The 25,741-nt window shown below is 57.0% G+C and carries 21 protein-coding genes; 9 read left to right on the forward strand and 12 right to left on the reverse strand.

Going from position 1 to position 25,741, the window contains the following annotated elements:
* Positions 1-40: 40 nt before the first annotated feature.
* Positions 41-1,126: a tRNA epoxyqueuosine(34) reductase QueG gene (gene queG / locus ACYZT5_RS21855; protein WP_462047363.1), complete on the forward strand. Its 1,086-nt coding sequence runs from the start codon at positions 41-43 to the stop codon at positions 1,124-1,126.
* Between the two features lie 79 nt (positions 1,127-1,205).
* On the opposite strand, the gene ACYZT5_RS21860 is transcribed toward queG, so the two are convergent.
* The 6 genes from ACYZT5_RS21860 to orn all read right to left on the reverse strand — a co-directional run bounded on the left by ACYZT5_RS21860 (position 1,206) and on the right by orn (position 11,657).
* The gene (locus tag ACYZT5_RS21860; RefSeq protein ID WP_462047364.1) at positions 1,206-5,951 is read right to left on the reverse strand and encodes an RHS repeat domain-containing protein; all 4,746 of its coding nucleotides are present in this window, start codon (positions 5,949-5,951) and stop codon (positions 1,206-1,208) included.
* Between the two features lie 103 nt (positions 5,952-6,054).
* Positions 6,055-7,005, reverse strand: coding sequence for a hypothetical protein (locus ACYZT5_RS21865; protein WP_462047365.1), 951 nt, complete (start codon positions 7,003-7,005; stop codon positions 6,055-6,057).
* 270 nt (positions 7,006-7,275) lie between these two features.
* On the reverse strand, positions 7,276-8,796 hold the full coding sequence (locus tag ACYZT5_RS21870) for a leucine-rich repeat domain-containing protein (protein ID WP_462047366.1): 1,521 nt from the start codon (positions 8,794-8,796) through the stop codon (positions 7,276-7,278).
* Between the two features lie 219 nt (positions 8,797-9,015).
* A complete protein-coding gene (locus ACYZT5_RS21875; RefSeq protein WP_462047367.1) occupies positions 9,016-10,041 on the reverse strand; it encodes a hypothetical protein in 1,026 nt (341 codons plus the stop codon).
* A gap of 269 nt (positions 10,042-10,310) precedes the next feature.
* Positions 10,311-10,922, reverse strand: a complete 612-nt coding sequence (locus tag ACYZT5_RS21880; RefSeq protein WP_462047368.1) for a trimeric intracellular cation channel family protein — start codon at positions 10,920-10,922, stop codon at positions 10,311-10,313.
* Between the two features lie 192 nt (positions 10,923-11,114).
* Positions 11,115-11,657 (reverse strand): oligoribonuclease, encoded by a 543-nt coding sequence (gene orn / locus ACYZT5_RS21885; RefSeq protein WP_462047369.1) that lies wholly within the window; start codon positions 11,655-11,657, stop codon positions 11,115-11,117.
* A 107-nt stretch (positions 11,658-11,764) separates the two neighbouring features.
* Here orn and rsgA point away from each other — a divergent pair, with 107 nt between their 5' ends.
* The 4 genes from rsgA to ACYZT5_RS21905 all read left to right on the forward strand — a co-directional run bounded on the left by rsgA (position 11,765) and on the right by ACYZT5_RS21905 (position 14,865).
* Positions 11,765-12,796, forward strand: coding sequence for a small ribosomal subunit biogenesis GTPase RsgA (gene rsgA, locus ACYZT5_RS21890; protein WP_046028394.1), 1,032 nt, complete (start codon positions 11,765-11,767; stop codon positions 12,794-12,796).
* A gap of 213 nt (positions 12,797-13,009) precedes the next feature.
* On the forward strand, positions 13,010-13,417 hold the full coding sequence (locus ACYZT5_RS21895) for a TIR domain-containing protein (protein WP_123721499.1): 408 nt from the start codon (positions 13,010-13,012) through the stop codon (positions 13,415-13,417).
* Positions 13,418-13,420: 3 nt separating this feature from the next.
* A complete protein-coding gene (locus tag ACYZT5_RS21900; protein WP_462047370.1) occupies positions 13,421-14,380 on the forward strand; it encodes a caspase family protein in 960 nt (319 codons plus the stop codon).
* The gene (locus tag ACYZT5_RS21905) at positions 14,380-14,865 is read left to right on the forward strand and encodes a toll/interleukin-1 receptor domain-containing protein (RefSeq protein ID WP_436274894.1); all 486 of its coding nucleotides are present in this window, start codon (positions 14,380-14,382) and stop codon (positions 14,863-14,865) included. The genes ACYZT5_RS21900 and ACYZT5_RS21905 overlap by 1 nt, the downstream gene beginning before the upstream one ends.
* A 119-nt stretch (positions 14,866-14,984) precedes the next feature.
* Here the strand turns inward: ACYZT5_RS21905 and dinD are convergent, their stop codons facing one another.
* The 4 genes from dinD to motA all read right to left on the reverse strand — a co-directional run bounded on the left by dinD (position 14,985) and on the right by motA (position 18,556).
* Complete coding sequence (dinD, locus tag ACYZT5_RS21910; protein ID WP_462047371.1) at positions 14,985-15,851, reverse strand: DNA damage-inducible protein D; 867 nt, start codon at positions 15,849-15,851, stop codon at positions 14,985-14,987.
* A 142-nt stretch (positions 15,852-15,993) separates the two neighbouring features.
* Positions 15,994-16,263 carry a hypothetical protein gene (locus ACYZT5_RS21915; RefSeq protein ID WP_462047372.1) on the reverse strand — a complete coding sequence of 90 codons (270 nt, stop codon included), beginning with the start codon at positions 16,261-16,263 and terminating at the stop codon, positions 15,994-15,996.
* 409 nt (positions 16,264-16,672) lie between these two features.
* Positions 16,673-17,701, reverse strand: coding sequence for a flagellar motor protein MotB (gene motB / locus ACYZT5_RS21920; protein ID WP_462047373.1), 1,029 nt, complete (start codon positions 17,699-17,701; stop codon positions 16,673-16,675).
* Between the two features lie 3 nt (positions 17,702-17,704).
* Entirely contained in the window at positions 17,705-18,556 is an 852-nt protein-coding gene (gene motA, locus ACYZT5_RS21925) for a flagellar motor stator protein MotA (RefSeq protein WP_462047374.1), read from the reverse strand.
* A gap of 166 nt (positions 18,557-18,722) precedes the next feature.
* Between motA and ACYZT5_RS21930 the strand changes: the two genes are divergently transcribed.
* From ACYZT5_RS21930 to asd, 3 genes are read left to right on the forward strand one after another with little or no spacing between them, the layout of a single operon-like run.
* Positions 18,723-20,261 (forward strand): HDOD domain-containing protein, encoded by a 1,539-nt coding sequence (locus ACYZT5_RS21930; RefSeq protein WP_462047375.1) that lies wholly within the window; start codon positions 18,723-18,725, stop codon positions 20,259-20,261.
* Between the two features lie 39 nt (positions 20,262-20,300).
* The gene (locus ACYZT5_RS21935) at positions 20,301-21,116 is read left to right on the forward strand and encodes a rhodanese-like domain-containing protein (protein WP_462047376.1); all 816 of its coding nucleotides are present in this window, start codon (positions 20,301-20,303) and stop codon (positions 21,114-21,116) included.
* Positions 21,117-21,134: 18 nt separating this feature from the next.
* Positions 21,135-21,995, forward strand: a complete 861-nt coding sequence (asd, locus tag ACYZT5_RS21940) for an archaetidylserine decarboxylase (protein WP_462047377.1) — start codon at positions 21,135-21,137, stop codon at positions 21,993-21,995.
* A 56-nt stretch (positions 21,996-22,051) separates the two neighbouring features.
* Here the strand turns inward: asd and ACYZT5_RS21945 are convergent, their stop codons facing one another.
* On the reverse strand, positions 22,052-22,453 hold the full coding sequence (locus ACYZT5_RS21945) for a lectin OAA family protein (protein WP_462047378.1): 402 nt from the start codon (positions 22,451-22,453) through the stop codon (positions 22,052-22,054).
* A gap of 198 nt (positions 22,454-22,651) precedes the next feature.
* Between ACYZT5_RS21945 and ACYZT5_RS21950 the strand changes: the two genes are divergently transcribed.
* Positions 22,652-24,430 carry a molecular chaperone gene (locus ACYZT5_RS21950; protein WP_462047379.1) on the forward strand — a complete coding sequence of 593 codons (1,779 nt, stop codon included), beginning with the start codon at positions 22,652-22,654 and terminating at the stop codon, positions 24,428-24,430.
* A gap of 96 nt (positions 24,431-24,526) precedes the next feature.
* On the opposite strand, the gene serB is transcribed toward ACYZT5_RS21950, so the two are convergent.
* Complete coding sequence (gene serB, locus ACYZT5_RS21955) at positions 24,527-25,741, reverse strand: phosphoserine phosphatase SerB (protein ID WP_008153333.1); 1,215 nt, start codon at positions 25,739-25,741, stop codon at positions 24,527-24,529.

The following is a 25,741-nucleotide window of genomic DNA, read 5'->3' on the forward strand; positions in this document are numbered from 1 at the left end:
GCAGAATTATACTCACCTCAGCTCCGGTTTCTCTCGCCTCATGCCCGCTATTACCACAGACCTGCCCGCCCTCGCCCAATCCATCAAGGACTGGGGCCGCGAGCTGGGCTTTCAGCAAGTCGGCATCAGCGGTCTCGACCTGGCTGAGCATGAGCAGCACCTGGAGCGCTGGCTCGCGGCCGGCTACCACGGCGAAATGGACTACATGGGCGCCCACGGCAGCAAACGCTCACACCCGCAAGAGCTGGTGCCCGGCACGCTACGGGTGGTTTCCCTACGCATGGACTACCTGCCGGGCGACACCGAAATGGCCAAACGCCTGGCACAACCTGCCAAAGCCTACGTCTCGCGTTATGCCTTGGGCCGTGATTACCACAAATTGATCCGTAAACGCGTGCAACAACTGGCGGAAAAAATTCAGGCAGTCATCGGTCCGTTTGGCTATCGCGCCTTTGTCGACAGCGCCCCGGTGCTGGAAAAGGCCATTGCTGAAAAAGCCGGCTTGGGCTGGATTGGCAAAAACACCCTGGTCCTGAATCGCAAGGCTGGGAGTTACTTCTTCCTTGCCGAGCTGTTCGTCGACCTGCCTCTGCCGGTCGACCCACCCCACGCCACCGAACATTGCGGCCGCTGCACCGCGTGCCTCGACATTTGCCCGACCAATGCCTTCGTCGGCCCGTACGTGCTGGATGCCCGACGCTGCATCTCCTACCTGACCATCGAACTGAAAAGCGCGATCCCGGAAGATTTGCGGCCACTGATCGGCAATCGGGTGTTCGGTTGCGATGATTGCCAGATCGTCTGCCCCTGGAACCGCTTCGCCCGTCCGTCCGGCGAAAACGACTTCAAGCCACGGCACAACCTGGACAACGCTGAACTGGCCGAGCTGTTCATGTGGGACGAGGACAAGTTTCTCAGCAGCACTGAAGGCTCACCGCTGCGCCGCGCCGGTTACGAGCGCTGGCTGCGCAATCTCGCAGTGGGGTTGGGGAATGCACCTTCAACGATCCCGGTGCTGGAAGCGTTGAAGGCGCGGCGCGATTATCCGTCAGAGCTAGTGCGTGAGCATGTCGAATGGGCGCTGCAACAACACTCAGCGCGTAAACACACGACGCTTGATACCTAAGCTTTCGTTCGGTCGCAAAGCGCTATGTTTGCAACCTCGCGTCTTTGGGCAGTACCGAAAGACTGAGCCAGTCGGCGGCTCAAACCCATCGCGGATCGTGAGAACCGATTTGCTTGATCAAGATTTGCCGGGTGTCGTCATTTACCAGAAAAAACACGCGATGCTCCTGCGTCAAACGAATGTGTGCATGCATGAAGTTCTTGTGCACGTCATTAGGCTTAAAGTGTTTGTAATTCGGGTAATTTTCGTACAAGGCCGTGGGAAATACCTTGGCAGCCTCTCTGGGATGGGTATTGTGCTCGACAATCTCGTTTCGGTATTCGTTGTATTTCGCCCTCTGCGCGGCTCCACGTTTACCGTTCTCGATGTAATCGTGGGGGCCGATGTCTTCAGTGAAAGTCCAGTTCGATGGCGGTTCGGCTTGAGCAGCGTTGCCACGCGCCTTGGATTGCCTTCCCATGCCGAATATTCGATCTTCCTTTTCGACGATTCTGGCCGGTTGCTCGTCAGCGGCAGCCAGTAAGCGGGGACGGTACAGCTGCCGGCTTCGATTGAAGGCCCGTCCGACTGCAAGAGCGCCCGCGCCTGCCGAAGCGAGGCCAAGACCGAGACTGACCCAGCCCAGTATCGAGCCCACTTCTGATTCCGGAGCCCATTCATTCGCCAATTCACTGGCGATGCCCGTCAATCCCGAGGCGACTCCCAGACCGACGCCCAACACAGCCAGCGTGCCGACACCGAGCGTCGCAATACTGGCGAGAATCCCGGCGACCCCAAGAGCGATCCCCAGAACCGCCTGCCAGGAAAAGTGCCCTGTAGGATCTACGCGATTGATCGGATCTCCCAGGCAGTAAGCATAGGCATTCAACCCTCCCGCACCAAACGGGCTCATGCTGTCGGGGCGCATGAAACGCATCAGTGTCGGGCTGTAGGCCCTGTAACCGTTGCCCAGTAAATACAGGCCCGTCAGCGGATCCAGCTGTTCGCCATTGAACCCGGCCAGACTGAAAAAACCGCCTTCGGCAGGCCGGTGTCCGTACGGACTGTAGGCGCTATCTCGCAGTTGCTGGCCATGAAATTCCGTCAACACGCTTTGTTGTTGATCCGTGCCGAAAATCCGCAGTTGCGGGTCCATCCCGAGTTGATGCTGCCCCAGCAACAAGTCGTCGTGACGCACAATACTGCGCGAGTCTTTGCCGCGCACTTCGCTGATGACTGTTTCATTGTGATAGTAGCGTTGGACGTCCAGCATATTAGGCTGTGACAGTTCCACCACGCGATCGAACCCGTCGTAGTGGAAGCCACGTATGGGCGCTCCCTGGGCATTGTTCACCAGTGTCAGTCGCCCAAGCGCGTCATAGGCCAGCGTGCGCGCCTGGTCATCCTTGACCATCTGACCGCTGGCGTCGTACTCCAGCGTTACCGGTTGCGGATAATCGGCATGGGAATGCCGGACTTCCATGAGCTGAGTGGGGTCCAGCGTGCTGTAACTGAAGGTTGTCAGGTTGGCGCCCTGGGGAAACGTGGTTTGCAAAGTGACGATGTTATCCAGCGCATCGAAGGTGAACGTCTGCTGGACAATCTCTTTGCCGTAAGGATCGCGCGGCCGCTGCGCACCCTCACAGGCGTAATGACTGAGTCGGCCGCGCTCGTCATAAGTGAACTGTTCATCCCGCAATAGTTCGGTACCGCGTTTCAAGACTTTCTGCGCCAACTTACCGGACAGGGTGTAACTGGAGGTCAGCATCTGGGTGGCCAAACCCTCGACTTCGAAACTTCGGGTAATTTCCCGACCGATATCGTCATAGGCAAGGCGCGTAATCATGAGGCGCCTGGTCGTCGTATCCCGAGTCTCTATCCGCTCCAGCGAACTTGACTCGTTGTAAAAGAACTCAGCCTTCAACGGCCCTTGTTTGAACGAAATCTTGCGCCCCCATTCGTCGTACTCGGTCTTATGCTCGACACCGAGCCCATCGACGAACGTCAGCGGTCGGCCACTGAGTGAGTAGGTATACGAGGTTGTCTGGCGGTGCCCGCCGTAGTGGGTGGTTTCGGACTTCAGCCGGCCGGAAGGGTAGTAATCGAGGCAAGCCTCGCGCCCCTGCTCGATGCAGGTTTTCAACTTTCCATTCACCGCTTCATAGGTGAAGCGGGCAAGCAATCCATTGGCTTTACGTTCCGCCAGTCTGCCGCCCAGCTCCTGCGAATAAACAAATTCGGTTTTCTCGCCACCCGCGGTCCTGTGCCATTTCGGCTGACTGAGACCTGCCTCATAGCCGGTTTCGGACGTGCGTCCCCCTACTGAACTTTCAATCAGACGACTCAATCCATCGAACGTCTGGTGACCCAGGCGCTGGCCGGCCACTTTTACTTCGACTGGCAACGCTTCGGCACTATGGATTGCATACTCAGTTTCGACTGCACTCCCGTCCGGCAGGACACTTCGAACCATCCGGTCGAATACGTCGTAGTGATATCGGGTGGTGTTGCCTGCCGGATCGGTCTGACTGATTGTCCGACCCAAACCGTCATATTCATAACGGGTCCTGCCAAGGCTCTGGCCTTTCAGGCTAAAGACCTCGACGCTTTCCGGCTTGCCGAAGTCATTGAGAACGGTCATGGTTTTACCCATGCCTTCCTGCCAGCTCGCTCCTTGTCGAGCCACCGGGTCGAACTCACTGTGCTCTATTCGCCCGTCGGCATGCAGTGTCTGTTTGATCTGTCCCCAGGCGTCGTATACCCAGACAGTTTTCATTGGCCGGGCCACCCCGTCCCACCAGTCGGTGTGCGTCTGCTCCACCTGCTGTGCGGCCTTATCATGAAGTGCGGCATAGAGCGTGCGCATCTGACTGCGGCCCAACTCATCCGGATGGTCACAGTCCAGCGCCTGGATGCCGATCACGCGGCCCAACCCGTCGTAGGTGGTTTTTTGCATACTTCCCGACGGATCAGTGAGAACCATTGTCGCCGGCTCACTGGCGCTTGCGACTTGATAAGCCCATTGAGTCGAGACAGCGCAAGTCTTGCCTGGTGAAAGCGTTTCGCGCAGGCGCCGTCCAATCTTGTCGTATTCGTATTCGACAGAGCCGCCGCCCGTATTGGTTTCAGCTACTTTCAAACCGGTCAGTGTCGAGAGCGCTTGCTCGGTTGTCCGAAGGGTGCCATCAAATCCGTGGACGGTGTTTTTCAATCGAAGCGTGGTGCCATCAAGCTCATATGAAAATGCCGAGCGGGTCCTTTTACCGTTCTGGGTAATGCTTTGCTCTTGCAGCGCACCGTGCTTGAACGGATCCCCTGGCGTATCCAGATAAGTCCGCTCGGTTTTCGATCGCAGAACTTCGCCCTTCGCCGTCACCTCAAAAAAACTTTCTTCAACAGGTACGACGCCGGGCGGTTCCGAGTTTTGCAAAGCGGGCTGCAGGGCATAACGATAGCGTGTAATGGTGGACGCAGCGTCGCCGGATGCCGCAGTGACAGTCCTCTGCTTCACGAACCTGACGAAACCGAGTGGATCGGCCGGGCAGCCCGGTGATTCGGTCGCAGGATAAAATTCGGACAACGTTGTCACGCCATCGGATCCGACTTGCTTGAGCAAATTGCCCGCGCCGTCGAACTCGGTGACCGTAATCTCTTTGCGCGTTTTTTTGGTCTTCCGATTCTCATAGCACACCGTTTGCATTTTCGGCATGCGGAATTGAGGCGGCTGCTCTCGGAAAGACTTGTCTGTTGAACAATGATAGTCAGTGGTTATCGAGGTTACCGCCTCGCCACATGTCGTCACTTGAGCGACCAGCAAGTGAAACTTGTTGTAAGTGCGCTTGGTATGGGTGTGCACCTTATGATCCACCAGCAGGTTTTCGACAGAAAAGTACTGGTAGTTCGCGGGGGCCCGGTAGAGAGGATCGCCATCATCGGGCGGAGTCGCCTCCAGACCATGTCCAAGGAAATTTCGATCCGAAAATTTATAAGTCTTGCTCACTTTGGATTGCCCGTGACGGGGATAAATGTCGTGAGCAATGACATGCGGCAGTGCCTGAACCGAATCGCCAGTGGCAACCAGATGGCCTTCTTTCTTGTATCGGATGGTCTCCACAGCGCCCAGTGGAGTAACGATACGCTTTAGATAACCAACCCCATCAATGTCCTCGTACTCCAGATTCCAATTCCCTCCTTCGGGAAGCCCGATAGCCATCACCCGGGCATTTCTAAGGGATAACGTGAATTGAGCCTCGGATAAAGTTCCAGGGTTCTGGCTCAAGGTCACGCGACCGGCAGTGCGGTTTGTTTTCAGCAAACACCTTTCGCAATCCCTGACTTCGGTCAGCATCGGGTACTGATTGAAGAGCGTGTATTTCAACGCGATGCTCACGCCATTGGCCGACACTATCCTGGTCGGGACCGCTATGCGGCTGGCACCAAAAACTTCAAGTTCTTCTTGCCGGCCATCTTTGTAACGAACGTCATAACGCCCAGTGCCGGCTTTCAAGACTTTGACGCTCTCCAGCTTCATTTCCTTGAATTCAAGGCCGGTGACCGTCTCCAAAGCCTTGTAACGCTCCCCGCCGGATAACGTCATCGTCTTACTTTGCAAGTCATAGTGGGTCGTGGCCAGCGACCACCCCACCCCGTAGCCGGCATCCACATGATTCAGCGGATTGAAACTCAAGGTCAGGCCGAATAAGGGACCGTTAAGGCCTGCGGAGCGGACAGTCCCCAAGGATAAGGAACAGGTATACAAGCCCGTACGAGGGTCAACGCCCCCGGCAACAAACTCGCCAAAATTAAATGCATTCGAATGAACTGAACCCGGTGAATTATCCTTCATAAACAACTTCCTGCTGCGGGTAAAAACATAATGAAAACTGAACCTCCGAGAAAACCCCGACGGCATGAAAAGCATCCATAAAAAGTTATGCTCATCCCGTTTGTCATCCCAGCGTGAACGAGCGATTATCGATGTCAGGTTTGATAAGCAGCCTATGCTCGGTGCCATACTCATCCAGTACCGTCAGCGCGAATACCTTGTTGCGTTCAGGCTGGCTCTGATAGTCGGCCGACTGATATTTCAATATCGATAACTTTCCGCGCTCCTGATTAACGGGAGCAGACATGTATCCCTTCGGCCCACGAAGGGTCGCTCTCGTGCCATAAACCGGCGCTATATAACCGTAATACGTTCTTCGGCCATCCGTCGTATTGACAACATTGCCCGACGAAAAGAACAGAACGGCGTCATCTGCATCTGCAGCCACCTCATCACCGAACCAGTCAAGGAGATGAATCAACCGGCCTTCCGCACTCAGCCCGAGGGTGTATTGTTCAAGGGAGTCGTAGCGAACATTTAGATCGACGTCTCTGTACTTGCCCAGCTTAAAATGATTAAGCGGATATTGTCTGGGCGAAACCGATTCCAAGGTAATGCTACTGTCGTACTCTCCTACGCCATTACTTCGAACCACTGTTGAGCCGAACGTTATTTCAGCGGCAATCTGCAAAGACCCGGGCCTGGAACTGGAAACCCAGAATTCAAAAACCTGCACACTGTCAGCGGGATCGGAAATCCGGTTATCCGTGGCAGGCACCAAATCGGTGACTCGCGCCAAACCACCGGACATATCGTGTGCGTATCGATTCTCACGCGTGCTGACGCTCCAGTCGCCTTCCAGAGGCCGTGCGCCGTTATAGGAAATCAAGCGAAGCGTCTGCAAGGCCGAATGCCCATACAAGGACACTTCATTAGCCTCAGCATCTCCTCCGGAAATCAATACCAATACTCGAACTTGCATCCGCCCGTTGGCATAGAGTGTTTTATGTCGAATGGTTTTAGCGGCGTCAAACTTCACTTCAAACCGTTGAACACTTACGTAATCTTCTAACATTTCAACTCCTGCTATATGAATATGGCTGATCGTCTATTCTTTGTAAAACAGACCAGGCCAATATAGAAGCACGAGTTCAGGATAAAAAAACAGGACAGACATCAAACAACATGTAAGTACAACAAAATAAAACAACTCACCAAACCGCAATCAAACTTTATTTAACAAAAAAATTTCATAACAAAAAAAGCCCACTGTTCCTGCACTCGCGTGGCAACGAAGCAGGAGGCGGGCAGCCCAAAGTATTTACTCAGTAATAATCAGATGGCTTTATTCACTCTGCGAATCCACTCCACTGTCAGAAGAATCAGTTACAAACTGAACTTCCTCTACGTCTGTGTCGTCCGTACGGATCAGGACTTGCCGATCAAGGCTGGCATTTTCCAGATAATCAACAATACGCTGCCGTGAATTTTCACCGAGCGGATTGTCGCTCAAATTTACAAACAGGTTCTGTGTATCCGGGATATCAAACAGATCGCCATCGACTTCGACAATATCATTGCCACGTAAATCAACAATTCTCAACTCCCGCAATTCGGCAACCCCGGCAGGAACAATGGCCAAACCAGAGTTTCGTAGATACAGTTCTTGCAATTGCTGCATAAAACCAACATACGGAGCGACTACCAGTGGGTTATCGTTCAATCTTAACAATGTCAGTGTTTCTATTCTGGACAGCCCTTCGGCGGTGGCCTCCGAAAGCTGAAGCGAACAATTATCCAATGTCAAATGCCGCAGTTCGCGCATTTGAAAAATGTCCGGAGGAAACTCTCCGAGCCGAACATTTTCCAGTGCCAGGTAGCGTACATTCGGAAAGCTCTTGAGGAATTTCCCTATCCTCAGGCCAGGATTCCGTGCGTCAAGCCCCAGTTCTGTCACGTACTCGAACCTGGCGGATAACTCAGGCAATTCGCCGTCAAACTCGAGGAATGACGAAAAATGCTCTTCACTGAATCTACCCGCCGATTCTGACTTTCGTTGCCAGATGGCTTGCAGATCCTGACTGAATTTCTCACGGTTCTGCCGTTGACGGGCAAGGGCCTCGGCGCTCCATTGGACAGTCGAACCCGACCGATGCGGGGGTATGTTCCCACTCCAGATTTCAAGATCATCGCGCAGCGCCAGAGATTCCCTTTCGAGCCGTATCAATACGCCCAGCGGATCAACCTGCAAGCGCTCATCGATAAATAGCGCCACTTCATCATCCGGCAGCTCGGGATAGAGCGCCCGCACCCGCCGCTCGACAGCTGAAGGCGACATCAGGGCAGAGACTCCGGCATCGGCCGGGTTCAAGTGCGGGTACCAGTGATTGCCGTCTGGATCGGGCACCATGATCGGTCCCGAAGGGACGCGTTCGCTCGCCAGACATGCCCGTAGCTGGCCGGTGCCGGGATCCTCGGCGACCTGCACGAAATGGCCGTCGGCCAGGGCGACATACTGGCGTCGCTTGTAAACCCTGAAACCTTGAGCGTCGGCGTCCGGCAGCGTTGCCGCAACGGAAATCCAGAAATCGCTCAACGGACGGGACGCAAGCGTTGCTGCTGCGTCCACGGATACCGCATCGGAAGGCATCATGCTGATTCTGATAAGGGGTGTCGGGGCATCAGAATCCAAACGCGTACTTCCCCGCGCTGGGCTCACGGACGTCACAGGGTTTCGCGGGTGCGCCATGTCAGGCAGGTCGATATCGGACCGTGGCGGCACAACATGTTCATCTCCAGGCACATCGGGAACAGGCTTCTTCGAAGGGGTGGCTGGAGTCTGGCCTTTTGGCGGTTTGCCAATCATGAATTCTCATCCTTGAGGTAGTGTGTGATTGTCGGGAAATCCCTCCAACCGAGTTCATGCCTCGGTACAGCCAGAGGGATCCAGACATCGCAGCTTACTGATTTGCCCTTACGACAAAAGCATATATATCTATTGCAGTTATCTTGGTGCCTGGCCTACTACTTGCTGCAAACCTGAAGTTCGGGTATTCACTGTCAAGCATCCAACAGGTTGTATGAATCATCCCTGCTCCAGATAAAAAGCACGTTCTGCAGAATCAGTGCGAATGGCCAGTTTGTGTTCCGTTCCATACTGATCAAACACGGAAAAGTGAAACTTTCCATCAGCACTGTCCTTGTTAGACAAGTCCGAGTACTCGGACAATGCCTGCACAACGGTCAGTTCACCGTCACGGTCATTGACCCTCACCACGTAATGCTTTCTCTTTGTCGTAATTGCATCAGGGAAAAACGTATAGGCAATACTGTTTCCATCGAAAGGCAGACTTAGAGATATTTCACTTTTACCGGGACGCACCAGAAAGCCCCTAAGATGGTTGGTCCGCCACGCATATAACTTATTGCCACGAGCAAACTCGACGTCATCTGTGCTTCGCGACGAACTCCAGTCCACCAGTTTCATTTGATGTCCCTGATGATGAAGTCCGAGGTAGTAGTTCCAGATCCGGTTACCCGGTTCCTCATTGCCACGCTGCACAGAGGTCCAGCGAAATTGCTCGATCGAGTAGGTGATCGGAAGCTGCGCATCCAGTGTGATGCTGCTGTCGTGGTGACTGGACGCGGTGGTGCCATTGCTCCGGATGACCGTGCCGTTCAATGAAATACGTGCAGCGATCTGGGTCGTGCCAACACCCGATGAAGACACCCAGAAGGTGCGCACATGGGGATGGGCGGCAAGCTCTGCCTCCTCTTCAGAGGTTTCCGCTGTCACCGTGGAGGTGGGCGCTTCAAGGGTAAACCGACCTTGCTCGATACTGGCACCCCAGCCGTTTCGCAATGTCTTGCCAGTGCTGTAATGAATGAGCTCGACCGTATCCAGAACGTCAGCCGGGATCGGTACAAAGTTGCCATCCTCATCGCAACCGGAAATCAGCACTTGAACCCTCACTTGCATCCGGCCATTACCGTACAGAACCTTGTTTCGAATGGATGCACCCGCGTCGAACTTAACGTTCAGATCCGCAATACTGTCGAGAGCACCCACATTGTTTTGACTGACTGTCGCGGACTCCATGAAACCACTCATATATTCATTCCTTTTGATTTATATCATTCCCTTGCATCCGCACTGTTACGAATGCCACGCGATACAAATAACATGCAACCGCAAGCACGCTATAAAATCATATGTAACCAGTATTTAAATAACGATCAGACCACAGGCGAGAGAAGCTGAGTTTATTACTAAACCATAAAAGAAAACCGGACAAATCCGGCAACGCAAAGCAGGGCATCGCTGTAGTGCAAATTTGCTCCGGGTAGGCTCGGCGCTGTTCGTGGCGTGTAAGCCAGGGCTCAATGTTCGTCGTTGTAAACGAACTTCGGCATTTCCCAGTGAAAGCGGATCGCCAAAAGCCGTAGCAGGAAACCGCCGAATAGCGTTATCAATATCGCCTGTTCGCCCGGCACCTTCAGATAAAGGCACAGCATGTAACACCACGCTGCGGCGAACGAAACGCTGGCATAGAGCTCACGACGGAAGATCAGCGGGATGTCGTTGCAGAAGATGTCACGCAGGATGCCGCCGAAAACCCCGGTGATTACGCCGCTGACCGACGCCACCAGCATGCCGTGGCCCATTTCGAGGGCGGTCATGCAGCCGATCAGGGTGAATGCCACCAGACCCACGGCGTCGAGCACCAAAAACAACGAGCGCAGATGGCGCATCCAGCGCGCAGCGAAAACCGTGAACATCGCGGCCACCGAGGTCAGCACCAGGTATTCCGGGTGCTTGACCCACGTCAGCGGGTAGTGACCGAGCAACACGTCACGCACCGATCCGCCACCCAACGCTGTGATGCACGCGATCAGCACCACGCCAAACCAATCCATCCCGCGACGTCCGGCAGACAAGGCGCCGGTCATGGCTTCGGCGGTAATGGCGATCAGGTAAAGCATCAGCAACATGGTGGCGGTCCTTGCAGGAAGGCGCGCAGTCTAGCCATTTAGGGGCGGCACCAAAAGAGGGCGTCAGAGTCAACCATCGAAGGTGACTGTGCGGACGCCTTCGCGAGCAGGCTCGCTCCCACACTTGTCCTGTAAACACAGGTCCATTGTGGGAGCGAGCCTGCTCGCGATGGGCCGGAGCAGACACCCGAATCAGAACTTGATGAAATGCTTGCGGTAATGCTGCAGCTCGGCGATCGATTCGCGGATGTCGTCCAGGGCCAGGTGCGTGCTGCCCTTTTTGAAGCTGTCGCGCACGTCCGGCGCCCAGCGTGCGGCCAACTCTTTCAGGGTCGAGACGTCGAGGTTGCGATAGTGGAAGAAGCTTTCCAGGGATTTCATGTGGGTATAAAGGAAGCGACGGTCCTGGCAGATGCTGTTGCCACAAATCGGCGACTTGCCCTTCGGCACCCATTTTTCCAGGAAGGCGATGGTTTCGGATTCGGCTTCAGCCATGCTGATACGGCTGTCGCGCACCCGTTGGGTCAGCCCGGAGCCGCCGTGTTGACGGGTGTTCCACTCGTCCATGCCGGCGAGGATCTCGTCGCTGTGATGGATAGCGATCACCGGACCTTCGGCCAAGGTGTTCAGGTCACTGTCGGTGACGATGGTGGCCATCTCGATGATGACGTCGGTATCAGGGTTCAGACCGGTCATTTCCAGGTCGATCCAGATCAGATTCTGCGAGTTTTGCATGTGTCGGCTCCTAGGCAATGCTGCGCAGTTTAGCCTAGGGCGGTGGCCGGGCGTGCTAAACTCGCGGCCGTTTTACCTAATCGCTGCATTCTTGATACGGAACACCCATGGCCAAACGCCAACTCAATCGTCGTCAAAACTGGCGCATCGAAAAGATTCAGGGCGAGCGCGCTGCCCGCGCCGCCAAACGCGAGTCCTCGGCTGTCGAGGCACTTGAGGGTGGCGATCTGGGTCCGGAACAGACCGGCCTGGTGATCGCGCACTTCGGTGTGCAGGTCGAAGTCGAAGCGCTCGATGGCGAATTGGCCGGCCAGGTGTTCCGCTGTCACTTGCGCGCCAACCTGCCTGCGCTGGTGACCGGCGATCAGGTGGTCTGGCGTGCCGGCAACCAGGGCATCGGCGTGATCGTGGCGCAACTGCCGCGTAAAACCGAACTCTGCCGCCCCGACAGCCGTGGCCAGCTCAAGCCTGTAGCCGCCAACGTCGACATGATCGTGATTGTCTTCGCGCCACTGCCCGAGCCCCATGCCAACCTGATCGACCGTTATCTGGTTGCGGCAGAGCACGCCGGCATCCGGCCACTGCTGTTGCTCAACAAGTTCGACCTGATCGACGAGCAGAACGCCCCGGCGTTGAATGCCTTGCTGGCGGTTTACCGCACGCTGGGTTACCCGGTGCTGGAAGTCTCGGCGCACCACGGCAACGGCATGGAGCAACTGCAAGAACAGCTGGACGGGCGCATCAGCGTGTTCGTCGGCCAGTCCGGCGTCGGCAAGTCTTCGCTGGTCAACAGCCTGTTGCCGGAAGTCGAAGCCCGTGTCGGCCCGCTGTCCGAGTTGTCCGGCCAGGGTACTCACACCACCACCACCGCGCGGTTGTTCCACTTCCCCGGTGGCGGTGAGTTGATCGACTCCCCAGGTATTCGCGAGTTTGGTCTGGGCCACGTCAGCCGTGCCGACGTCGAAGCCGGCTTCATCGAGTTCAACGACCTGATCGGCACCTGCCGCTTCCGCGACTGCAAGCACGACCGCGAGCCGGGTTGCGCCCTGCTCAAGGCCCTGGAAGAGGGTCGCGTGCAGCAGCAACGGATGAACAGCTATCGCTCGATCATCGCCAGTTTGCCGGAAACCAGCTATTAAACAGACGTGCCAGCCGCTCCGACATTGATGGGACGGCTGGCCGCTTGTAACAACCTACAAAACAACCCACCAGTTTAAACGTCAGACATTTCTGTAAGGCACCCGCACGCCTGTTTGAAGGGCATTTCTCTTTAACCGTGAAGCCCTTGTTTCAGCCCTTCAACTGCATACATTCAAGCCCTCTTCGCACATTGGCGATACCGAGGGACATCCATGCAAACCTATCATTTGTTCATCAGTCACTCGTGGAACTACTCAGACGCCCACGACAATCTGGTCCGCCTGCTCAACGCGAAGCCCGACTTCACGTTCAAGAATTTTTCGGTGCCACCGGACAACCCGATCATCGGCGCGAAAACGGACAAACAACTTGAAGAAGCCATCGAAAACAAGATTCGGCTCTGCTCGGCAGTGCTGATCATGGCGGGGATGTATTCGACCTACAGCAAGTGGATCAACAAGGAAATCGAGATCGCCAAGCGCATGAACAAGGTGATTATTGCGGTCAAGCCGTTTGGTGCGGAGCGGATTTCCACGGTGGTACGCCGGGCGGCGCACGCGGAGTGTGCGTGGAACACCAACAGCATCATCAGTGCCATTCGCACTCACGCGGCGGGTTGAACCATGCGCAAGGGACTGTTCATCGGCATTAATAACTACAGCCATGTTTCGCAATTGAGTGGTTGCAACAACGACGCGATGGCCATGGCTTCGGTGCTGAAAACCGACGCCAATGGCGATCCGAATTTCAAGAACCTGGTCCTGACCTCCGCCGAAGATTATCTGAGCCGTGAAAAGCTCGAAGGGCATATCCAGGATTTGTTTTCAGGCGATTGCAGCGTTGCTCTGCTGTACTTCGCTGGTCACGGCAACTTCGACGTCGATACGGACGAAGGCATGCTGATCCCTCAGGACTACAAATCCGCCAAGGATGGAATTCGCATCAGCGACATCCTGAATTGGGCGACCAAAGCCGTGAAGATCAAAAACAAGGTGATTATTCTCGACTGCTGCAACGCAGGCTCGGCGGGCGAAGTGCGGGCGCTACGCAGCGAAAGCAGCATGGTGTGCGAGGGCATGACCATCCTCACCGCGTGCAAAAAGGAAGAGCCGGCGATGGAAGGCGCCAACCACGGCGTCTTCACTGGGCTGTTGCTGCAAGCATTGCACGGCGGCGCCGCGAACATATTGGGAAAGATTACCCCCGGCAGCCTCTATTCATTTGTCGACAACGCTCTCGACGCGTGGGAACAGCGCCCGGTGTTCAAAACCAATGTGTCGCAGTTCATTTCATTGCGAGAAGTCTCGCCGCTGATCCCCAAAGAGATTCTGCGCAAACTGCCCGACTGGTTCGCCGAAGCCGAATCAATGTTCGCGCTCGACCCCAGCTACGAACCTACCGAAGCCACGTTCGACCCAGAGCACGGCGAAGTCTTCTCCCAACTGCAAAAGTGCAACCGCCACAGCCTGATCGAACCGGTGGACGCCGAACACATGTACTACGCAGCCATCAACTCCACCGGTTGCCGCCTCACAGCGCTCGGCGCCTATTACCGCGAACTCGCCCTCAAAGGACATTTCTGATGCCCGTATTCATCAGCTACCGCCATAGCGATCGGCCCCACGCCATCGCCATCAACACCCGTCTGATTCAGGCCAACATCAAGACCTACTTCGACGTGCTGGACCCGGAATCACAGACCACTGACGACATCACCGGGGTCATCACCCGCAACATCACGGCGTGCACGCATCTGATAGCGGTAGTCTCGGACAAGACCGCGCTGTCGTGGTGGGTGCCGTTCGAAATCGGTGAAGCGACCATCAGTAACCGACGGATATGCTCATTCAAGACAGAACCGGCGGAACTGCCGCTCTACCTCGATAAATGGCCAAAGCTCAGCACCGACAAGGATCTGGAGTTTTTCATTGATGCCTACCGAGAAGAAGTGGCGACCAAGCGTTCAATGACGCTTGATTCAATCAACGAATCCCTTTACGGCACCTACAGACGCAATGCCGAGCTGTTCCACGACCAGCTCAAGAACCGCATCCGACGCGGTTTCTGACCGGCGCAAAAAAGCCGCGATGATCGCGGTTTTTTTTGTATTTCAATGCTGACCAATCAATGGACGCCGAGGGAATCGATTCACGACTGCCAACTCAGTTAGCCTGGTGAGATTTAAGTTCAAACATCAGCTGAATCATCAGCAGGCAGCTTGGTCGCCTGTTTGGCAATATTCTTCTCTTCAGATTTCACGCGACGTTCAAGTTTCCGTATGTCCTCTTCAGCGGGAAGCTCCTCGGGCTTGATGCCGCGCTGTTCCAACATATCTCGGACGCTCAAGTTATTCTGGACATGCTCCTTGGCAATGGCTGGTTCGCCTTGCAAATCCACCTGTAACACGTTGTGATTAGTTATCTCATTAGCCAAATTTTTGGCAGCAATAGTCAGCGTCGGTAAAAAATCAGCCAGAGGACGGCTCTTAACGATGCCATACCTGTCCTTCATCGCCTGAGTGGTCTTGCCGCCGAACAGAGCTGCATCACCTCGAGAGCGAATACGGGCAAATCCTTCATCATCCACACCACGCTCGTAGATGTTCTGCGATAGCTCTTTCTCCGACTCACGCAAACGATCTCGGGCATCGAAACGGGCTTGCAAGCGCATCCGGTCCTCGATCAACTCCTGCTTGCGCGTTTGCAGCGCGAAGTAGCTCTGAGCAAAAGCGATCGGTTGTTTACGCGGGTCACCATTCTGGGCAATCAAGTAGCAGGCATAACGAGTGAGCATGAAGTCTTCGACAGGGCGCTGACCACCTTTGCCGACCTCGATCATTTTCGTGACGTCACGAAAATGATCGGAAGGCTCTACTCCAGTGGCTCTACATGAAGCAATGGCACGTCTGATGGCGGTTAAAAAATTGTCCCAGCGCGCGTACCCCAAGGGTTCTTGCAACTCACGAGCAAACCAGAATTCGATGCCTTCATCAGGCACCCGATGTACCAGCATGTCGAAACGCTGTTGCAGTTGTAGCAGCGATTGATTGTCCATAGCGAATTCCGGGTCAGTCAGAGGGTGTCGATCTCGAAGCCTTGCAACAATAAATATCTGACTGATAGTGAAGGGCAGATTCCCGACCGTATAGCCCAAAATTTGTGACAAAAAAGCCGCGAATATCGCGGCTTTCCAATTCTCAGCGTACTGCTTTTTCCAGCTTCCAGCCCAGCGCATCCAAAGCGTCACAGCCGTCCTGGATCAACATGTGTGCAGCGTTGGCGAAATGCTCCAGGTCGTGTCCCTCGGCTTCTTTGACGCACAGGCAGGTGACGCTGTTGAGCAGATTGCGCGCGGCTTTTATTCGATGGACGGCAGTTTCAAGAAGATCGGAAGTGCGGGCTTCGGTGTCAATGTACAGCGTGGGGCCGACGCTGAAGTTGCCTTGGAGCGGGTGGTATTTGGACATGGTTTGAATCTCATCTGATAGGCGAAACTCCCACCCTTACGCGGCTAAACGAATTGGGGTGGTAGCTGTACGCGGGTTAGCCGACCGGACAGATGAACCCGGCACACCCGGAGGTGTCCCACGCACAGCCACCATAGACATGTAGATGCCAAGCAGCAAAAGGCGCCGCGATTATACGGGCGCTTGTGCATCATCTGTTACGACCGGCTAAAGTCGATCACCGATTCGTCGGCGACGGGCAAACTATAGGCGAGCCTCAAGCGAAGTAAAACCCGGTTTATGCGTCTCGGAGCCGTCCTACACCTTTCTCGGACATGCCTCATACATTGATTTTTACCGCAATCAGGCGGATCTAAATTCATTCTTACAGGAACAAAAAAGCCGACATCGCTGCCGGCTTTTCCATGGGTCACTGCTTCGGCGGCTCGCCCGGTTTCGGTGCCGGGTTGTCGAACAGATTCAATCGCTCACGAAGCTCATGCGCCGGCAACGGTTCTTTATCCGCCGGCAACGCGTTCGGGTCGGCTGGCGTGACGGGCACTTCGCCCGGGCCACCCTGCCCTTGCGTCGGCTCTGGAGCCGGTTCCGCGCCTTGCGAACCTTCGATGGCACGCTGGGCTTTCTTGGTCAGCACAATAATGTCGATACGGCGATTGACCGGATTGAACGGGTGCTCGCGATCGAACAACGCCGACGAGGCATAACCGACGACGCGCGCCACCTGCGCATCCGGATAGCTGCCAGCGACCAGCGCACGACGTGCAGCGTTGGCACGGTTGGCCGAGAGCTCCCAGTTACCGAAATCACCCGTGCCCGTGTACGGCTTGGCATCGGTGTGGCCGCTGATGCTGATCTTGTTCGGCACCGCTTTGATGGTGTCGGCCATGGCCAGCAGGATGTCTTCGAAGTACGGTTTCAGACGAGCACTGCCAGAGTCGAACATCGGCCGGTTTTCGGCGTCCACGATCTGGATGCGCAAACCGTCCGGCGTGATCTCGAACAGGATCTGGTCTTTGAATTTCTTGAGTTGAGGGTTCTCTTCGACCTTGTTCTGCAGTTCTTGCAGCAACAGCTCGAGACGTTCCTTCTCGACCTGCTCGGCCATCCCTTCAACCTGCTCGGTGTCGATGGTCACCTTGTCTGGCTGCGGCTGAGATTTCACCTCGGGGTTGAGGGTGTTCTCCGGCGCCAGGGTCGGCGTGCCGCCCAGGTCGATGATGTACGGCGTGCCGCTTTCGGAAAAGCCGACCGGGTCCTTGAAGTAACCGGCGATGGCGATCTTCTGTTCGGGAGTTGCGGTGGACAGCAGCCACAGCACCAGGAAGAACGCCATCATCGCCGTTGCGAAGTCCGCGAAGGCGATTTTCCAGGCGCCGCCGTGATGCCCGCCGGGGTAACGCTTGACGCGCTTGATGATGATCGGCTGGTTATTTTCCATGGCTTAACGACCGCGAACCGCTTGTTCCAGCTCAGCAAAGCTAGGACGGTGCGCCGGGTACAGAACCTTGCGGCCGAACTCTACCGCCAGCGACGGCGGCATGCCGGAAGCGGACGCGACCAGCGAGGCCTTGATGGCTTCGTAGATGTTCAGTTCTTCCTTGGCATCGTGGGCCAGGGAATGGGCCAGCGGACCGAAGAAACCGTACGCCGCGAGAATACCGAAGAATGTACCGACGAGTGCCGCACCCACGTGCAGACCGATGGATTTCTGGTCGCCTTCGCCCAGGGAGGCCATGGTCACCACGATACCGAGTACCGCCGCGACGATACCGAAACCAGGCATGGCGTCGGCAATGCCGTTCACTGCGTGGGACGGATGCTCGAGGTCTTCCTTGAGGCTGTAAAGTTCCATGTCGAACAAGCCTTCAAGCTCATGGGGAGCCATGTTGCCGGAGGACATAATGCGCAGGTAATCGCAGATGAACGCGGTCATGCGTTCGTCTTTGAGCACGGCCGGGTACTTGGCGAAGATCGGGCTCGCGGCGGCATCTTCGATGTCGCCTTCGATGGCCATCATGCCTTCGCGGCGACTCTTGTTGAGGATCTCGTATATCAGGCCCAGTACTTCGAGGTAGAAGGTATGGTTGAAACGAGAACTGAACATTCCCAAGGACTTCTTGAGAACTTTCATCGTCATATGACCGGGGTTGGCCTGCAGGAATGCACCGAGGGCCGCACCACCAATAATCATCACCTCGAAGGGCTGAATCAGGGCGGCAATTTTGCCATGGGAAAGCACGTATCCGCCGAGCACGCTCGCGAATACGACGATGATGCCGATTAATTTAGCCATAGGTAGGAGAGCACTTACTGAGTCGGGTTCAAGGTCATATTCGGAAGTTAAAAAATCTCTTCTTCTACTTATCGGCAAAACTGCGCCAGACTATAGCCAGTTCAGGCGAAAAGCCAATTTGGCCCGCTCCGGGCATAGGTAATGCAGACGATGATCGCGTCCAACCATGGCTAACGAAACGAACGTTCCAATTCCAAAACCGACCACTCTTGAAGGCTGGGTCAAGCTTCTCGATGGCGTGCGCCTGCCGGTTCCGCAAGCCAGTCATGACCATGTCTGCAAGGCCATCGCCAACAGTCGCAGCTCCCTGCGTGATATCGCCGAACTGATACAGGACAGCCCCGCACTGGCCTTGAGCGTGATTCGCGAAGCCAACCGCCACACCCATGGCACCATGACGGAACCTGCGGAAAACCTTGAGGTGGCGATCAATCGCCTCGGTTTGAAGCGCACCGAAGAACTGCTCGCCCGCCTGCCCGCCGAGCCTCAATCGCAGATCCCCGTCGCCCTGCGTCAGTTGCAGCTGATCAGCCAACACGCGACGCAACAGGCCAACGGTTTTTTCGCCCATCGCCTGGCCCGGCTGTGGCAGGACATCCACTGGGGCAGCCTGCTGTTTCTCTCGCCGCTGTGGCCCATGGCGTTGACCCATTCGCAGCTGCTCGAAGAGTGGGAGCTGCGGGTCATCCATAAAGGTGAATCGGCGGGCAACGTCGAGAAGCAATTGTTCGGCGCACGCCTGCTGGAAATCTGTCTGGCACTCGTGGACATCTGGCGCCTGCCGATCTGGGTGCAGCAGGGTTATCGGCTCTTGCTCGACGAGCAGCGTGAGCTGGTGAAAGTGCTGCGCATTGCGCGCGACAGCGATCATCCATTGCGCCAGCAAAACCGCCTCGACGACGATCCGACGTTGCGCCGCTGGCTCAATCAACCGGCCAATACGGTGCTGCTGGCCAACGGTCTGGCGCTGTCGACACAACAGGCCTGGGACAGTCCGCACAGTGAACGCTGGCAGTACCTGACCAGCCTTTACCTGCAAATGCCGATGGACGAAGTGCAGCAGCAGTTGCACCAACAGGCCGCCAACAGCGCCCGCCATCACGCTATGCCAGACCTTTGGCACCCGGCCGTGTCGCTGATCTGGCCATGGGGCGTAAACCGCATTCACGCCGGTTTGCTGCCGGCCCCGGCGCCGACCGCCGAAGACCTGGCGAAGTGGCGCAGTCAGTGCGCCGAGTTGCTGGTGGAGCCGAGTCGCTTCACCAATGCCATGCACTTGACCACCTCCGCCCGGGACGCTTTGGTCGCGTGCGGCATGCGTCGGGTGATGATCCTGATGGCCGACCGTACTCACGCCAATCTGCGAGTGCACCAGACGGCCGGACTGCTAAAAGAAGCGGCGGGCCTGAATTTCGTGGTGAGCCAGAGTACCGTGCTGCAACGCCTGCTCTCGCAACAGGCCCAGGTGCGACTGACACCGGACAACAATGCGCAATTTTCGGCGCTGTTGCCGGCCGGCCTGCGCTCACAGTTCGGTGGCGAACACCTGCTGCTGCGCTCACTGGTCAATAATGGTCGGGTCATCATGATTGTGGTGGCGGACCAGGGCGGTGGGCCGTTCTCGGAAATCACCGTGCAAGCCTTCGGCAAAACCGCGCAATGTATTGAGAAAGCCCTGCATAGCTTTAGCCACCGCGGCCAATGACCCGCTACAATCCTCCCCTTTGTGCTCTGGAGACCTCACATGTCTGACTTCTCTGGCTTGCCGCTGGTCATCGAGCCGAGCGACTTGCTCGCCCGTCTCGACGCCCGCGAACTGATTCTGGTGGACCTGACCAGCAGCGCCCGCTATGCCGCAGGGCATATCCCCGGTGCGCGTTTTGTCGATCCGAAACGCACGCAACTCGGTCAGGCGCCTGCGCCGGGACTGATGCCGCCGCAAGCGGCACTCGAAGCGTTGTTCGGCGAACTGGGCCATAACAAGGACGCGGTCTACGTGGTCTATGACGACGAAGGCGGCGGTTGGGCCGGTCGCTTTATCTGGCTACTGGATGTCATCGGCCACAGCCACTACCACTATGTCGATGGAGGCCTGCATGCCTGGCTGGCAGAAGGTTCGCCAATGTCGATCCAAATTCCGGCAGCGGTCGGCGGCCCGGTTGCGTTGACCCTGCACGACGAGCCCACTGCCACCCGCGAGTACCTGCAAAGCCGTCTCGGTGCCGCCGACCTGGCGATCTGGGACGCACGCGGGCCGCTGGAGTACTCCGGCGAGAAAGTCCTGGCGGCCAAGGCCGGGCACATTCCCGGCGCGGTCAATTTCGAATGGACCGCGGGCATGGACCCGTCGCGCCACCTGCGTATCCGCACCGACATGCCGCAGATCCTGGAAAAACTCGGGATCAGCAAAGACAAAGAAGTGATTACCCACTGCCAGACTCACCATCGTTCTGGCTTCACCTATCTGGTGGCCAAGTCCCTCGGTTATCCGCGGGTCAAAGGCTACGCCGGTTCCTGGGGCGAATGGGGCAACCATCCCGATACGCCCGTAGAGATTTAAGGTTTTTAAGGACAGTTAATGAATAAGCGTTTGTTTATCCTCAGCCAATACCTGCTGCCCCATCACCTGCTGTCGCGACTGGCCGGGTGCATTGCCGAATGCCGCGTGCGCTGGTTCAAGAATGCCTTCACCGCCTGGTTCGCCAAGCGTTATCAGGTGGACATGTCGCTGGCGCTGGTCGAAGACCTGACCGCCTACGAGCACTTCAATGCGTTCTTCACTCGCGCCTTGAAAGACGGTGCTCGCCCGCTGGACGAGACGCCAGGCGCGATCCTCAGCCCGGCCGACGGCGCGGTCAGCCAACTCGGCCCGATCGAACACGGTCGCGTGTTCCAGGCCAAGGGCCACAGCTTCAGCGTGCTGGAATTGCTGGGCGGCGACGCTGCCAACGCAGCGCCGTTCATGGGCGGCGATTTCGCCACCATTTACCTGTCGCCGAAGGACTACCACCGCGTGCACATGCCGCTGGCCGGCACCCTGCGCGAGATGGTCTACATCCCAGGCCGGATCTTCTCGGTCAACCAGACCACCGCCGAAAACGTTCCGGAACTGTTCGCCCGCAACGAGCGTGTGGCGTGCATTTTCGACACCGAACGCGGGCCAATGGCCGTGGTGCTGGTGGGCGCAATGATCGTGGCGTCGATCGAAACCGTTTGGGCCGGGCTGGTCACGCCGCCAAAACGCGAGCTGAAAACCTTCCGCTACGACGAAGCTGCCCGTGCGCCGATCCATTTGGAGAAAGGTGCAGAACTGGGTCGGTTCAAACTGGGTTCGACCGCTGTCGTGCTGTTTGGGCCTGATCAAGTGAAGTGGGCTGAAGAACTGGCAGCCGGTTCGCCGGTGCAGATGGGCCAGGGCATGGGCCTGCCAAACGCCTGATCCCTGATCCGAACCCCGCGAACGTCTTCGCGGGGTCGGACATTTCGGTGGTGCCGTTACTCTATCTGTCCACGGAAGCCTATCGGCCCTTCGTTGGCGTAGGTATTGGTGCCACTGAGGTTTTTCCCTCCATCACTGGAGGTCACGCTCAACGCCACAACGTTCTGATTATCCCGGCCTCCGATGACCCATTTGCCACCCGGCTGCCAGGGGGCATCGTTGCCGCCCCACTGATTCTCAACGTTGTACTGGTTCTGGCCCGTGCGCTGAGCCTTGAAGCCAATGGGACCTTCACCCGCATACGTCATGGTGCCGGTGAAACTCTTCCCGCCATCGCCCGATTTTATCTCGATCGCGACAGCGTTCTGGTTGTCTCGTGCGCCTAACGTCCAGTCTCCGCCCGGATGCCAGGGTGCCGAACTACCACCCCATTGATTTGCTACTACATATCTAGACATAAACTTCATCTCCTTGAAGTTACAAAGAGACCTGCCCTGCGTAGGCAGCAGGCCGTACGACTGTGCGTATCCAGTCGCACGACTGTCAGATTAGTAGTACACCCGGATAGCACTCGACTGACAGACAAACGGTAAAATCCATAGCTGCTACAGTCAAGCCATTCACTGCCCATTTCCCGGTTGGAGTTTTTCCACGGCATGAATGAGACCAGTCCCCACCTGCTGCTACGCGCGCCCATCCCGATGCAGGCGCGCCTGTCGATCTGTGAAGCCACCCCGCGCGACCTCAAGCGCTGGATCGCCAATCTACCCAAAGCCAATATCGGCGAAACCGCTCGCCAGCTGTATCAAGGCTTGAGCGAACTCAACCAACTGCTCACGCCCAGCGACAATCGCCTGCAATTGCTCGAACTGTTGCGCCCCGAGGTGTATTACGTCTGCAAACACCTTGAGCAGCATTTCCTGCATCAGTCGATTGTCCTCGACGAGCGTTCGCGCAAGATCGCCAACCTTTGCCAGGCGCTGCAAAGTCATTTGGCCATTGGTTATAAACAGATCGTCGTGCGCATCACACCGAAGTTCAGCAAGGACCGTGCGCCACTGCTGACCCAGGCGCTGCAACGGGCGATCCATTGCCTGAACGGGCCGCTGATTCGCGCTACCAAACTCTATTGCCCAGTGCCGGAAGGCCTGTGGCTGGAGCTGCATCAGCTATACCGGATCGCCTGCGCCCACCGTCTCCAGCACTTCAGCCTGCGCGACGAACTGGCCAGCCAGACGCAAACCCTGAGCATCGAACAGACTTACGTGGTCGCCTTGCTGCTGGGCGCCTCACGCTGCAACCAACTGCGGCAGCACCAGATTGCCCGGGTGGCCGAGGTGCTGGAGCCCTGGAGCCAATGGATCAAGCTGCAACCCGGCAAACCGGCCACCGGGCTGTTTGCCGTCGTGCCAGACCTCGACACCGGGCCGCGTTACCTCGCCAAGTTCCGGGCCGAGCAGCAGGAGAGCCTGCTGGGGATCGATCCACAGCCTCTGGTTGCGGCAATCGAAGGGCACTTGCAAAAAACCGACAGCTTATCGCCACTGCCCGTGCCGACAGGGTTAAGCCTGGATACGTTGCAACATCTTCATGCCGCCTGGGGCCAGACTGCCGAGCGCAGCTTCCAGCGTACCGTCGGCCATGGCACGTTGACCTTGTGCGTGGGCATGAGCGCACTGCATTTTTATCTGGGTGGGCAACGCTCATTCAGCGACATCCTGAAAAACCCTGGTGCCCGGCCTGCACAATTTTCGACGACGTCTGTGGCAGGTCGGGAAAAGGACCAATGGCACCAGGCCTTCGACGCCGCCCCCCATGGCAATTCGGACGCTCTGTTGCCCTACGAAGAGATCGAATACCCGCAGCTTCAGAACGACGACAACCACGAGGCATCCGACCGCAATCAACACTTCCCGACCCATGTCCTGCCCGTGATCAATCACAGCCCCGGCGGTTACTGCCTGAGCTGGCGCGGCGCGGTGCCTGCCGAGTTACAAGCGGGTGAGATGGTCGGCATCGAGGACTCTGCGGGTCAGGGCTGGAGCATCGCGGTGGTGCGCTGGATCCGCCAGGTGCGTGGCGGTGGCATGCAGATGGGCATCGAGCAGGTTGCGCCCGGCGCCGAGCCTTGCGGCCTGCAACTGGTGCGCACCCGTGATGACCACAGCCAATACCTTCGCGGCCTGTTGCTGCCGGAAATCAGCGCCATCGATCTGCCGGCCACTTTGCTCGCGCCGCGCCTGCCCTTTCAGGAGGGCCACAAGATCATGATCAATACCAACGGCGAGGAACGCCGGGTCGGGCTGGATCGGCGGGTGGCGAGTACCAACAGTTTCAATCAGTTCGCCTACCGTCCACTGGAGACAGGCAAAAACGACAACGCCGCGGTGAGCGGCGCTGAGGAGAATTTTGATTCGTTGTGGAAATCGCTTTAACCCCAAAAGCAAAAAATCGCAGCCTGCGGCAGCTCCTACACGGGAATATGCGTTTCCCTGTAGGAGTTGCCGCAGGCTGCGATCTTTTGATCTTTCTTAAAGTTGCCCGTCGCGATCCCGGAAGCCCAGCAGATACAGCACGCCATCCAGCCCAAGGGTGGAAATCGCCTGTTTCGCCGACTGCTTCACCAGCGGTTTGGCACGGAACGCCACGCCCAATCCGGCAATCGCCAGCATCGGCAAATCGTTGGCGCCGTCGCCAACGGCGATGGTCTGCTCCAGACGCAAACCTTCCTTGTGCGCCAATTCCTTCAGCAGATCGGCCTTGCGCTGCGCATCAACAATCGGCTCGACTGCCACGCCGGTGACCTTGCCGTCGACCACTTCCAGTTCGTTGGCGAACACATAGTCGATGCCCAACTTGGCCTGCAATTGCTTGGCGAAGTAGGTGAAGCCGCCCGACAGAATCGCCGTCTTGTAGCCCAGGCGTTTGAGTTCGGCGAACAAGGTTTCGGCACCTTCGGTCAGGCGCAGGGAGGCGCCGATCGAATCCAGCACGCTGACGTCCAGCCCTTTCAACAAGGCCAGGCGCTCCTTGAAGCTGGCGCGGAAGTCCAATTCGCCGGCCATCGCCCGTTCGGTGATCGCAGAAACCTGATCGCCCACACCGGCAGCCTTGGCCAGTTCGTCGATGACTTCGGCTTCGATCAGTGTCGAGTCCATGTCGAACACCGCCAGACGACGGTTGCGGCGGAACAGCGAATCTTCCTGGAAGGCGATGTCGACGTTCAGTTCCTGCGCAACACTGAGGAATTCGGCCCGCAGCGCTTGCGGATCAGCCGCTTCGCCACGAACGGAAAACTCGATGCAGCCCTTGCCCTGATCGGCCGGGGTGTCCAGCGGCATGCGCCCGGACAGACGATCGATGTGGTCGATGTTCAGGCCATATTTGGCGGTGATCGAACTCACGGCCTGCAATTGCCCGGCGGTCACTTTGCGGGTCAATAGCGTCACGATGTGGCGCTTTTTGCCCTGATTGCCGACCCACTGCTGGTAATCCTCTTCGGACACCGGCGTGAAACGTACCTGCTGATCGAGCTTGTAAGCCGTGAACAGGATGTCCTTGAGCACCGACTTGCCTTGCTCGGTGTCAGGAATTTCAACCAGGATGCCGAACGACAAGGTGTCGTGGATCACCGCCTGACCAATGTCGAGAATGTTCACACCACCCTGGGCCAGAACGCCGGTAATGGCCGCAGTCAGACCCGGACGGTCGACTCCCGTGATGTTTATCAGGACGATTTCGCGCAA

The sequence above is a fragment of the Pseudomonas sp. LB3P14 genome (genome assembly GCF_054898045.1).